This window comes from Rhizobium moroccans, assembly GCF_057559155.1.
On the sequence record NZ_JBHFJG010000036.1, the window covers coordinates 30,898 to 43,273 of the forward strand.

Below are 12,376 nucleotides of genomic sequence, written 5' to 3' on the forward strand. Positions count from 1 at the left end.
CAACGCCGGCCATGATGAAGTCCGGTATGGTGCGATAATCCCCGTGAGCTGCGGCCGAGTCGATGGAGACACCCTGTCCTGCCGGACCTTCTTATTCTTCCTGGCCCATCTTCAACAAGGCCCACCCTTTGCGCGGCTCCCAGCGCCAATTGCCTTCGGCGAACTCAGTCAATGGAAGGAGGAACTGAGCAAGGTCAGCGATAACCACGGCCAATTCGAGAGGAGCGGCCGCCATACGTTCGCGACCGAGAAACGCCCGCCACTGCCGATCCCAAACTTCGGCATAGGCTTTGCTGAGACCTGTTGGCCTCTCTTTCGGAAGATTCGTCCGTCGCCTCGTGAAAGTCTGCTGCACCGCATCTGTGAGCGCCGACCGCTCAAGCTCGAAAGTTTCCGCGATCAGCCAGAGATCGTAGAAATCCTTCAAGCGACTATTCGCCATGCCGAGCGTCACCATAGCTTCGAATTTCTCCGCAACCACGGTCGCAACCGGATAAGCCCGCAGGTGCGGCGCAGGCGCGTCGAGTAACGATGGGTATTCTATGTCGACTGACCCAGGCGTGGTCGCATCACCGAAGCCTATGTCCACCTGAATGGGAATGCGGGCCCCTGCAATGGTGGCAGTCGTGCGCACGCGGACACCGCCATATTCGATTTCCTCGCGGATCGGCGCGGCTTCGAGGGCGTCCACGTCGAAAACGACGCCGTCATCGGCGACCGGCTGCGTGCAAATGGCATGGAAAGCCTCGGCGATGGCCTTTGGGTTGTTCTCGCCATAGCCCAGCAGATCGAGGTCCCGCGTCGGCCGAAACGGGTCGGCGACCCAACTGACGCACCTACGACCTTCGATATGGCCAACAAATACGGAAAAGTCTCCCCGAAAATTCGCTCAGCTTCCTTGCTTCTCCGGCCCTATGAAAAATTGCTAAAGCTAAATGGAAATCACCGTGATCGACGCTTTCGACGCCAAGCAGGACGATGCTCTTGGACACAGCGCGTTCGCCGAAAATGCAGACATTCTAAAGGCGCTGGGTAACACCTTCCTGGCCAAACCCGAACCCGGTCGTGGAGGATTGCTATCGGTCGGCGTCTTGAACAATCTCGCCGTTGCGAAGGTCGAGCAATGATAAAAAGCGAGCGCAGTGGAAGGATAGGCTGTTGTCCAAAAAAGCAGTCAGAAAAAAATCGGTGGTCGTCGATCGGAGAGATTAGCGCCTATGTCCAGTCGCATCGGCGTTCTATCGAGTGGGATCGCTGCCGGAACTGGGGCATATCTCGCTTTAGCTGGTCGATCTCGTAGCCGTGTGCTCGGGCTTCCTCGACAAGGGATCCAGGGTGGGCTGCTCGGCAATCAACAGGACTTGGATGGTGATCGATCTGTGATCGTACTAATAGTTTTTTCAAGAACCCGTGAGATATTTTGAGAATAGGGCAATGCCGCGCAGATATCCTGGAATGTCGATGAAGGCGTGCTTTGATACTGCTGGAGAGAGAAACCGGAAGAGCGATGATCAAAAAAGAGCATCCCACGCTTTTACTCAAAACGGATACGCGCGCGATCTCTCTAAAGAAAGCTCTTGAATTCTGGGAAGAATCAGCTGGTTCACTCTACGATTTCAACATTTTCCAGGCAAATGAATTTCACACCACACATTGTACATTTCGCTTCGGAGAAGTGTTGCTCACACACTGTGTCAGCGTGGCCCAAAAACTTAGTCGTTCCAACTATCGCATTGGCGCGGACGGTTACGATCACTTCGAAATACAGTTTTTTATCGATGGTCATTGGAGACGCCATGACGGCCGAGAAGAAGCTTACGCCGGCCCGGGAGACATGATCGTTCATGACGCGGCACAGGCCCATGCGGGATCAGCCAGCGATTTCTGCAATCTTACTCTCTTCGTCCCCCGCCCGCTCCTCGCGCGATTGTTGATCAACCCCGATGAGCACAATATGCGGGTCCTCCCGGCTCACGAGCCGATGGTGAGCTTGCTCCGCAACCACGTCGAGGGCCTTTTCCGGATACTGCCGCAATTGGACGAGAAACAGGCCGCGACGCTGGTAGCGCCAACGCTCGAACTTGTCGCCGCCACACTCAATGGTGTCCCGAGAGAAGATTCGATGCAAGGGATAGCCGGGGCGCAACTTGCAAGTATCCGCCGTTATATCGATGCTCATGCACTGGAACCGGATTTGTCTCCCTTTCGAATTGCAGCAGCCTTCACAATGTCATTGCGCAAGCTCGGCTATCTCTTTTCGAACGATGGCGGAGTTGCTTCCTATATCCAGGGGCGGCGCTTAGATATGGCGCGCCGGGCACTTCGCGATCCCGCACAAGCCCACAAATCCATTGGAGAAATCGGTCTCGAGCACGGTTTTACCTATCCTCACAATTTTACGCGCGCATTTCAGCGCCTTTACGGCATCACACCGCGCGAGACGCGGGCCGTAGCGCAAAGACATCGGATAGTCGGGACGAGCGAATCGCAAAACTGGTTCGACCGAGCTTCCCAATGGGGTCGTTGATGGCTGCTATCTGCGCTCGCAAGCCTCAACCTGAGTTTGCGTAGCTGGATTATTCTGAACGGTTCAATTTGCGCGCTGGGATAGATTTATCCGGTCGCTCTTATTCACACTTACCATCAGCTCCGAAGTGTTGATTGTCTGGGCGCATTGGCGCGCGCTGGAGGCTTTCACGCGCGCCATCACCACAGGACGTCTCTGCTCGGGACGTTAGATCGCTCGATGGCTGCCTGCGAGGCTGGCGGGTCATCAATTCAACGGCAACTTTCGCACGGAATCGGAGCCGACCACATGAGAACATGCCTTCTATCTGCACTTGTTTTGCTCACCGCATCTACGGCGATTGCGGCCGATCTCACTCCCGAAAATCCAGCACCGTCCGGTTCTGTCGATGCACCGACCTTTATGTGGTCGGGAGCATATCTCGGTATTCAGGGCGGCGGCGGTTGGGCAAATGGCGAATTCTCCGGTTTCGGCATCGCCGGATCCGAGGACGCCAATGGTGGGCTCTTTGGTGGTTTCGCCGGCTACAACTACCAATTCGACAACAGACTCGTCGTCGGCATTGAAGGCGATCTCGAATACAACTGGAATGAACAGCAAATCTTTGGCGCAGATTTTGGCACCGATTGGGCAGGCTCGGTACGCGGACGCGTTGGCTATGCGTTCGATCGCGCGCTCATCTACGCCACAGCCGGTTGGGCAGCGACGCGTGGTTATGTCGACGTGCCGGGATTGGGCAAAGAGGAAGCAACATTCAACGGCTACACGGTCGGCGCCGGTCTGGATTACGCCTTCAACAGCAACATATTCGGCCGCGTCGAATACAGGTACAGCGACTACGGGGATAAGGATCTTCAGGGCATCAACGTCGATGTTGACCAGCAGGCCGTCAAAATTGGTCTGGGCGTAAAGTTCTAGTGGCCACTGACGGAGAGAACGAAGTCAACCGAGGTGGAAAATCGCTCCCTCGGTGGCTTCCTCGTACCGTCAGGCTTTCCCGACTGAGATTTGTGTTCGTATGATCCCGACTGAGACCATTTTCTTTAGAAATTTGCGCCTCCATGCAACGCATAGGGATTCGTCACCGACGTGGAAGAACCTGAGACGCGGCTGGTCAGCATTTCTGCTGGTGGCGCTCGTGTTATTGTGCGGTTCGCCGGCGCAAGCTGCCCCTCCTGCTATCACGCAGCATCCCCAGGACCTGACGGTGGCAGCCGGGCAATTCGTCACGTTTTCCGTCACGACCAGTGCCAGCGATGCGACTTATGAATGGCAGGTCAGCACGAACGGCTTTGATTTCTCGACAATTTCGGGCGCCACCGAGAGTACATACACTTTTAAACCAGTTCGCGTGAGCGAATCCGGCACGCGATATCGCGCTGTGGTCAGCAAGGACGGTGAGAGCGTCTACTCAAGTCCGGCAACGTTGACCGTCACCAAGGCGGCTTCGACCGTCCTGGTGGACGAACTGCCGCAAGGCAGAGTCTACGGCCAGACGGTTGAAATCAAGGCGATCGTCATAGGAACGAGCGCGAAGCCGAATGGTGAAATTACCTTCATGGATGGAAACACAAGGATTGGCGACCCAGTCTCATTCGACACTACCAATGGGGCCAGCCTCACGATAACAACCAATGAGCTTGGCGCTGGCCAGCATATCATCACGGCTGTTTATTCAGGCGACGAAAGCCATGAACCTGGCGTCAGCAGTGGCGTCGTCATAGATATAGCCAAGGCGGATCAAAGCATCTATTTCGACACAATTCCGCCGAGCCAGGCAGGTGTCGGTCAGACCTATGCAGTGACCGCTCGCGCCCTGCGCGTAAGCCAGAGCGTGGTTGTCGAGGTCAAGACGGAAAGCGGTGACATATGCACTGTTTCCGACGGTGTCGTGACTTTTCTGAATGCTGGCAATTGCGTGCTGAGCGCCCAGAGTATAGGCGACGCCAACTTCAACGACTCGCAAAAGGCCACACAGACGATCCCGGTGATTGCGGCACCCGCCCGGGACCACACGGTTACCTGGTCATCCAACGGCCCGGGCCGGGTTACCAACGTGACCCTCAGTGACGATCCCCAGACGACGATCAGCAGCCCTGCGGAAGTTTCCGAAGAACGCATTATAGCGTTCTCCACAGTCTCACCGGATGCGGGCGCGACATATCGTGAGCCCAGCGGATGCGGTATTCACGCTGTCGGCACCGGGTGGCATACCAGCCCCATCACGGCGGACTGCTCGATCGTTTTCACTTTTGAGGAAATTTCCATCTCGCCGGCCACGTTGGTCAAGGCAACCGCTGGCGTCCCCTTTAGCCAGACGATTACAGCCACAGGCGGCTATCTGGATTTTTCCTACACCCTGACCGGTGGCAAGCTGCCAGCAGGTCTGGCACTGGCCGATACCGGCGAACTGTCGGGAACGCCGACGGAAACGGGGAGCTTCACCTTCACCGTACAGGCGGCGAATACCCGAGCCCACGTGAAGGAAACAACCTATACGCTGGCGGTCGAGGCAGCCACTCCACCACCGACAGTGGTATCCGTTTCCGTGCCAGCCAATGGCTATTACGGAACCGGAGACAGGTTGGATTTTACCGTCAGCTGGGACGGAAATGTCGACGTTAACACGGGGGGAGGAGCGCCTTATATTCCTTTGGCGATTGGCGCCACAACACGTCATGCCAGTCTGTCAGGCAATGGAAGCAGCTCTTCTGTCTTTACTTACACTGTCCAGCAGGGGGATGTAGCGCTTCGCGGCATATCGCTTGGTACGGCGATCGTGGCAAACGGCGGTACCATCCGGGACATTCAGGGCACCAATGCGGATCTCACGCTCAACAACATTGGCTCGACCAGCTTAGTACTCATATACGCTGTAAATCCCGAGGTTGTTTCAACCAGGGTGATCGGTAGTCCCGACCCCGACGCCGACAGCGTGACGTTCGAAGTCACGTTTTCCGAGCCGGTCACGGGGTTTACCGGATCCGACCTGGTGCTAACGTCAAGCGGTACCGCCTCCGGGAGGCTGGGGGTATTGCAGACCTCGGACAACATAACCTATACCGTTCAGGTCGATGATATATCCGGGTCAGGCACCCTTCGTCTTGATATCCTGGCAAACGCGGTCGACAACGTCGGGGGCAACAGCAATGCGGCTTTTACCGACGGAACACCCTTGGCCGTGGGGCGCTCGATCGCTCTCACGCCGTCCGACGGCTCGACCTTGTCGAATGGCCTGGTCGGCACTGCCTATAACGATGGTTCGATTTCCGCGACCGGCGGTGGCGGCACCATCACCTTCAGTGCCACCGGCTTGCCACCCGGCCTGTCGATTGATGCAGCGACCGGCGCGATCACGGGTACGCCGACGGCCGGTGGCACCTTCACCGTTGCCGTTACCGCAACCGGAGCAACCTCCGGCACGGCCACCGCGAGTTTTACCATCGTCATCGCGGCCGCCCCGCTGCCCGTCTCCCTGGCACCGGCCAACGGCTCTGCCTTGACCGCGGGCGTGGTCGGTGCCGCCTATAACGATGGTTCAATTACCGCGACGGGCGGCGTCGGAACCATTACGTTCAGCGCCACCGGCTTGCCGCCCGGCCTGTCGATTGATCCTGCGACCGGCGCGATTAAGGGAACGCCGACGGCCGACGGCACATTCACCGTTGAGGTCACCGCAACCGGAGCAACCTCGGGCGCGGCCACCGCGAGTTATACTATCGTCGTCGCGGCGGCCTCGCTGCCCGTATCCCTGTCGCCGGCTAACGGCTCTGCCTTGAGCGCGGGCGTGGTCGGGGCCGTCTACAACGATGGTTCTATTTCCGCATCTGGTGGTGCCGGAACCATTGCGTTCAGCGCCACCGGCCTGCCATCCGGCCTCATCATCGACGGGGCTACCGGTAACATCACAGGAACCCCAGACGTAGATGGTACCTTCACCATCAACGTTACCGCGACCGCTGCAATCTCAGGCTCGGCTTCGGCAAGCTACACCATTGTTGTCGCTCCTGCTCCGCCAAGCCTGACGGGGATTTCTCCTGCAGCCGGCTCCACGTTGGGCGGAACCGCCCTCACGATCACCGGCAACCATCTGACCGGCACGACCAGTGTGACGCTCGGCAGCGCGGCGGCAACCGGCATCGCGGTTATCAGCAATACGCAGATCACCGCCATCGCACCGGCCAATGCCGCGGGTTCAACTGATGTTTCAGTGACGACGCCAGGCGGTACGACCACTTTGACCGCCGCTTTTACCTATATCGCACCCGCCCTCACCTTCTCGCCGGCGTCAGGCTTAATTCCAGGAGGGACAGCCGGCGTCGAATACACCCAGGCTGTTTCCGTATCAGGCGGCACTGCACCCTACAGCTTCTCGGCGACCGGGCTGCCGGAAGGGATGAGCGTCGAACCGCGCACAGGCACAATCCACGGCTTGCCGACTACACCGGGGAACTACACCGTCGTCGTCACGGTGCGCGACCAGAACGGGCTGACCGGCAAGGCGGCCTACAGTCTGACGCTTGGCGGCATTTATCGCCCCGATCCGTCGCAGGATACGGAGGTAATCGGCCTCATCAACGCTCAGGCACAGACGGCTCAGCGTTTTGCTACCACTCAGATCAGCAATTTCAACGATCGCCTGGAGCGGCTGCACAGCGACCAGAGCCGACATGCGCAATCGCTCAATATTCGCATGGGCGTCACGCAAGACGCCGACCGTACCGAACCTAAGAAAGCTGAGGAGGAAAGACCGGGCAACGATCCCGCCGGTCGCACCATGGGACGGTCGCATAAAGAACTAGGCGTGGAAACTGGAAATGCAACGCAGCCGATAAACGCCCCGTTTGGCGACACGGCCTTCTGGACTGGCGGGTTCGTCAATTTCGGGACCAGTGAACGTGGCAGCATCGATCTTGGGCACACCCTCGTCGGCGTCAGCGGCGGCGTCGATCATCGTTTTGCGCTGGACGTCGTCGCCGGCATCGGTTTCGGTTATGGCCGAGACAGGACAGACATCGGTTCAAGTGGGACAACAAGCACAGGACAGGCATTCAGCGCTGCGCTCTATGGCAGCTATCATCCCGCACCGTTCTATCTCGACGGTCTTCTGGGGGTGAGCCGTCTCGACTTCGACAGCACGCGCTATGTGACCACGACTGGCGACTTCGCCACCGGAAGCCGGGGCGGTACACAATTCTTCGGATCATTGTCCGCTGGCTATGAACACAGAAACAATGGCCTGATGTTCTCACCCTACGGTCGGATTGAGGTCGCCCGTACCCGGCTCGATGGCTTTACCGAGACGGGGGCAGGACCCTATAGCCTGTCTTTTGGCGATCAGACATTCGATATGCTGGCGGGGGTTATCGGCATGCGCGCCGAACACGCAATTCCGATGGAGTGGGGTGTGCTCAACACGCGCGGACGGCTGGAATACACCCACGACTTCTCTGGATCGAGCCAGGCCAGCATTGGATATTCTGATCTCGGAACCGCGCCCTACGCACTCGATCTTGATCGCTACATGCGCGATTACCTGACGGTCGGGGTTGGCATCGACGCCAAGCTCGACAATGACATAACGCTCAGTTTCGACTACCGCACAGCTTTCGGCTTCGATGGCAATGCGCAGAACCACACATTCGGCATTCGTATCGGCGGTAACTTCTAGGGCAACGACCTGACCATCGTGAACCAACAGCGAGCCTGCGATTTTTTCAGAAATGGAAGGGAGGCTGGCTGGCCGCGCTGTTCTACGGCGTTAGAGCCGGGAGCCACTGGGCCGGGGCCGGCGAAAGGCGAAAACCGTGGGTACTTTGATGCGAAAAGCTCGCAAATACCTATCCCCCAGCTACGTCCTGTCTCAGCAATGCCTCGAGCCAATCCGCGAACACCAGCAATCGCCGTGAGAGATGCTGGCGATGAGGATAAAGCAGGGTCATCGGCATGGCCTCGGCCCTGTGGTCCGGCATCACTTCGACGAGCTCTCCCGCCTCGATATGGTGCCGCACATCATAAGCCGGAATCTGGATCAGCCCGAGGCCCGCGAGGCAGCAGGCGATGTAGGCCTCGGCGCTGTTGACGGTGACGCGGCCACGCAATGGCAGTGTGCGAAGCGCACCGTGTTCGATCCACTCCCAAGCCTCGACCCGCCCGCTGGAGGGCGACGCATAATTGACCGCCCAATGGTGCCCGAGATCGCTAGGTGCGTGGGGTGTTCCGTGGAGTTCCAGATAGGCTGGGCTGGCGACATTGATGAGCGGCAGCCTGCCGATCGGGCGCGCTATCAAGCCTGAATCGTTCAAGGGGCCAACCCGCACGACACAATCAACGCTATCCTCCACCAGATTCACAGCGCGATCCGTGACGCCAAGGTCGATATCGATGCGAGGATAGAGATCGAGAAATTCAGGAAGCGCCGGCGCGATGACGAGCCGTCCAATGCGGCCCGGGACATCGATCCGCAGCCTGCCCGACGGCTGCGCCGCCGTCTGCCGGAAGAGGTTTTCCGTATCCTCGACATCGGCGATGACCCGCAGGCAGCGCTCGTAGAAGGCAGTGCCGTCCTGGGTCGGCGACACCTTGCGCGTGGTGCGATGGAGCAGCCGCGCGCCGACGCGGCCCTCCAGCTCCTGCACGGCAGCCGACACCGATGAGCGCGGGACGCCGAGCGTATCGGCGGCGCGGGTGAAGCTCGAACATTCGACGACGCGGGTGAAGATACGGAACAGGTCGATACGATCCAATGGGAGGGCGGCCCTTCATTGTGCCGATATTCTGACAAGTGATGTTAGAGTGATCGTCTTTATCAGCCAATCCTAGACGATATGCTTTCATAACGAAAGCGGCCGTCGATGTGGTCGCCGTATTGGCAAAGGAGGCCACCCCATGACCGAGCACAGCATCAAGGGCAAAACCGTCATCATCGCCGGCGGGGCCAAGAATCTCGGCGGGCTGATCGCACGCGATCTCGCCGCCCATGGCGCCAAGGCGATCGCCATTCATTACAACAGCGCGTCCACCAAGGCCGATGCCGACGCGACCGTCGCCGCCGCCAAGGCCGCCGGGGCCCAGGCTGTCGCGTTCCAGGCCGACCTCACCACGGCAGGTGCGATGGAGAAGCTGTTTGCCGATACTGTCGCCGCCATCGGCAACCCCGACATCGCCATCAACACCGTCGGCAAGGTCTTGAAGAAGCCCATCGTCGAGATCTCGGAAGCCGAATACGACGAGATGACGGCGGTGAATTCCAAGACCGCTTTTTTCTTCCTCAAGGAAGCCGGCAAGCACCTCAACGACAACGGCAAGATCTGCACGCTCGTCACCTCGCTGCTCGGCGCCTTTACGCCCTTCTATGCGGCCTACGCCGGCACCAAGGCGCCGGTCGAGCATTTCACGCGGGCGGCCTCCAAAGAATTTGGCGATCGCGGCATATCGGTGACGGCGATCGGCCCTGGCCCGATGGACACGCCCTTCTTTTATCCGGCCGAGGGCGAAGACGCCGTCGCCTATCACAAGACGGCGGCTGCGCTGTCCAGCTTCTCCAAGACCGGGCTGACCGACATCGAGGACATCGTTCCCTATATCCGCTTCATGGTTTCGGAGGGCTGGTGGATGACCGGCCAGACCATTCTTGTCAACGGCGGTTACACGACCAAGTAGGATCTCGGACAGTTCGGCGCGGCCTGTTCACAGAGTGAGGCCGCCCTTTTGCCATCACGAGGGGAAGGACCGTTCATGCATATGTTGCTTGTCATCACCGGAGGCGTCCTCCTGCTCGGCGTGTTCGCCCTGTTCGGGAAGCTCTGGGGCGGCGATGTCGCCGGGATCACGACGGCAGCGAAGGTCTTCGTGCCTGTCTGGCTGGCCGTGGCGCTGGTCAACATGTGGATCGGCGTGGCGAAGGCCGGATACACCGTGGCGCAGGAACTGCCGATCCTCCTCGTCGTCTTCGCCGTGCCGGCTGTCATCGCCGGGCTGGTCGCTTGGCAACTAACGAGAGGTTGACCGATGTCCACCGAAGCCGCCACTCACGCCGCCGAAGCGTCGCACCATGCGGCGTTCGATCCCATTCCCGTCGTCGTGCTTCTCGCGGCGGCGGTCGTCGCCGTTCCCCTGTTCCGGCGCGCGGGACTCGGGTCGGTGCTCGGCTATCTCGCCGCGGGCCTTGCCATAGGACCGTTCGGACTAGGCTTTTTCGACGACGCGCAGGCGATCATCCATGTCGCCGAGCTCGGCGTGGTGCTGTTTCTTTTCATCATCGGGCTGGAGATGCAGCCTTCGCGGCTTTGGAGCATGCGCGGCGAGATCTTCGGGCTGGGCGCGCTGCAGGTCTGCCTCGCCATCTTCACGCTGATCTCGGTGGGCCTTGCGCTCGGTTATCCGGTCGGGGCGAGCTTCGTGGCGGGAGCCGGCTTCGTGCTGACCTCCACCGCCATCGTCATGCAGATGATGCAGGAACGCGGCGCGACCGCCCAGCCGAAGGGGCGGAAAATTATCGCCATCCTGTTATTCGAGGACCTGGCCATCGTGCCGCTTCTCGCGCTGGTGGCCTTCCTCGCGCCGGGCGGGGAGAACGTGACTCTGGGCGACCGGCTGACGGGGGTGGGCATCGGGCTTACGACCATCGCGGTGCTGGTGGTTGCCGGGCGTTACCTGCTCGACCCGATGTTCCGCCTGCTGGCGAGGTTCGGCGTCCGGGAGATCATGACGGCGGCGGCCCTGCTCGTCGTGCTCGGTGCTGCGGTGTTGATGCAGGCGGGCGGGCTTTCGATGGCGATGGGCGCCTTCCTCGCCGGCGTGCTTCTGTCGGAATCGTCCTTCCGCCACCAGCTCGAGGCGGACATCGAGCCCTTCCGCGGGCTGCTGCTCGGCCTGTTCTTCCTCGGCGTTGGCATGGCGCTCGACCTCGACATCATCGCGGCGAACTGGGTGGTGATCGCCATTTCCGTACCAGCGTACATGATCCTGAAGATGACGATGATCTACGGTGTCGCCCGCCTCCTCAGATCCGACAATGCCGAGGCTGTGGAACGAGCCGTCATGATGGCGCAGGGCGGCGAGTTCGCCTTCGTTCTCTACGCCGCCGCAACCCAGTTCGGCATCCTCACGCCCGAATGGAACGCGACCCTGACCGCGATCATCATCGTCTCGATGGTGCTGACACCGTTGATGATCATCCTGCACGACCGCCTGTTGCCCAAAACGGCGCAATCAATGGACGGCGTGGAGGTGGCTGGGAACCTGTCGGCCGGCGTGCTTCTCATCGGCTTCGGACGCTTCGGCCAGATCGTCAGCCAGCCGCTTTTGGCGCGCGGCCACTCGATCTCGATCATCGAGACGGACACGCAGGCGATCCGCGATCAGATGTGTATAAGAGACAGGGTCTATTATGGCGACGGCGCGCGGCTGGACATTCTTCATGCCGCCGGCGCGGAACACGCGAAGGCGATCGTCATCGCCGTCGATGATGCGAATGCCGCGAGCACCATCGCCGAACTCGCGAAACACGAGTTTCCCCTTGTTCCGGTGCTCGCCCGCTCGATGGATCGCGAGCATGCCATTGAGCTGGTTCACGCCGGCGTGGAGTTCCAGATCCGCGAGACCTTCGAATCCGCACTCAAGCTCGGCGAGCGCGCATTGGTAGTGCTTGGCGATGAGCCCGACGCTGCGTCCGAACTGATGGCCGACATCCGCAAGCGTGACGCTGAGCGCCTGGAGATCGAGACGGTCGGCGGCATCTATGCCGGCCGCGACCTGATCCGTGGCAATGCTTTAGGCAAGAGCCAGCCCACGAGCGGGAGGGTTCATCATGATCGCAACGCCTGGGATGCGGCCGCGAGGAGATGA

The 12,376-nt window shown here is 59.9% G+C and carries 9 protein-coding genes; 7 read left to right on the top strand and 2 right to left on the bottom strand.

Annotated elements, in window-relative coordinates:
* Window positions 1-91: 91 nt before the first annotated feature.
* Window positions 92-850 carry a nucleotidyl transferase AbiEii/AbiGii toxin family protein gene (locus tag ACE04I_RS17015; protein WP_487207407.1) on the bottom strand — a complete coding sequence of 253 codons (759 nt, stop codon included), beginning with the start codon at window positions 848-850 and terminating at the stop codon, window positions 92-94.
* A 97-nt stretch (window positions 851-947) separates the two neighbouring features.
* On the opposite strand from ACE04I_RS17015, the gene ACE04I_RS17020 reads away from it, so the two are divergent.
* The 4 genes from ACE04I_RS17020 to ACE04I_RS17035 all read left to right on the top strand — a co-directional run bounded on the left by ACE04I_RS17020 (window position 948) and on the right by ACE04I_RS17035 (window position 8,198).
* The gene (locus ACE04I_RS17020) at window positions 948-1,127 is read left to right on the top strand and encodes a hypothetical protein (RefSeq protein ID WP_137326773.1); all 180 of its coding nucleotides are present in this window, start codon (window positions 948-950) and stop codon (window positions 1,125-1,127) included.
* A gap of 380 nt (window positions 1,128-1,507) precedes the next feature.
* A complete protein-coding gene (locus ACE04I_RS17025) occupies window positions 1,508-2,527 on the top strand; it encodes a helix-turn-helix domain-containing protein (RefSeq protein ID WP_245282198.1) in 1,020 nt (339 codons plus the stop codon).
* A gap of 288 nt (window positions 2,528-2,815) precedes the next feature.
* Window positions 2,816-3,445: an outer membrane protein gene (locus tag ACE04I_RS17030; RefSeq protein ID WP_046797279.1), complete on the top strand. Its 630-nt coding sequence runs from the start codon at window positions 2,816-2,818 to the stop codon at window positions 3,443-3,445.
* Window positions 3,446-3,545: 100 nt separating this feature from the next.
* Window positions 3,546-8,198: a putative Ig domain-containing protein gene (locus ACE04I_RS17035; protein WP_487207345.1), complete on the top strand. Its 4,653-nt coding sequence runs from the start codon at window positions 3,546-3,548 to the stop codon at window positions 8,196-8,198.
* A 169-nt stretch (window positions 8,199-8,367) separates the two neighbouring features.
* Here ACE04I_RS17035 and ACE04I_RS17040 read toward each other — a convergent pair whose 3' ends face one another.
* Complete coding sequence (locus ACE04I_RS17040; protein WP_487207346.1) at window positions 8,368-9,273, bottom strand: LysR family transcriptional regulator; 906 nt, start codon at window positions 9,271-9,273, stop codon at window positions 8,368-8,370.
* Window positions 9,274-9,415: 142 nt separating this feature from the next.
* Here ACE04I_RS17040 and ACE04I_RS17045 point away from each other — a divergent pair, with 142 nt between their 5' ends.
* From ACE04I_RS17045 to ACE04I_RS17055, 3 genes are all read left to right on the top strand, one after another.
* Window positions 9,416-10,189, top strand: a complete 774-nt coding sequence (locus ACE04I_RS17045) for an SDR family oxidoreductase (RefSeq protein WP_487207347.1) — start codon at window positions 9,416-9,418, stop codon at window positions 10,187-10,189.
* Window positions 10,190-10,264: 75 nt separating this feature from the next.
* Entirely contained in the window at window positions 10,265-10,534 is a 270-nt protein-coding gene (locus ACE04I_RS17050; protein WP_046797275.1) for a hypothetical protein, read from the top strand.
* Window positions 10,535-10,537: 3 nt separating this feature from the next.
* The gene (locus ACE04I_RS17055) at window positions 10,538-12,376 is read left to right on the top strand and encodes a monovalent cation:proton antiporter-2 (CPA2) family protein (protein WP_487207348.1); all 1,839 of its coding nucleotides are present in this window, start codon (window positions 10,538-10,540) and stop codon (window positions 12,374-12,376) included.

What these genes read in the sequence shown, in the direction of transcription:
- ACE04I_RS17025 (WP_245282198.1), top strand. Translation starts at nt 1,508, where the DNA reads ATGATCAAAAAAGAGCATCCCACGCTTTTACTCAAAACGGATACGCGC.
- ACE04I_RS17030 (WP_046797279.1), top strand. Translation starts at nt 2,816, where the DNA reads ATGAGAACATGCCTTCTATCTGCACTTGTTTTGCTCACCGCATCTACG.
- ACE04I_RS17035 (WP_487207345.1), top strand. Translation starts at nt 3,546, where the DNA reads ATGATCCCGACTGAGACCATTTTCTTTAGAAATTTGCGCCTCCATGCA.
- ACE04I_RS17045 (WP_487207347.1), top strand. Translation starts at nt 9,416, where the DNA reads ATGACCGAGCACAGCATCAAGGGCAAAACCGTCATCATCGCCGGCGGG.
- ACE04I_RS17050 (WP_046797275.1), top strand. Translation starts at nt 10,265, where the DNA reads ATGCATATGTTGCTTGTCATCACCGGAGGCGTCCTCCTGCTCGGCGTG.
- ACE04I_RS17055 (WP_487207348.1), top strand. Translation starts at nt 10,538, where the DNA reads ATGTCCACCGAAGCCGCCACTCACGCCGCCGAAGCGTCGCACCATGCG.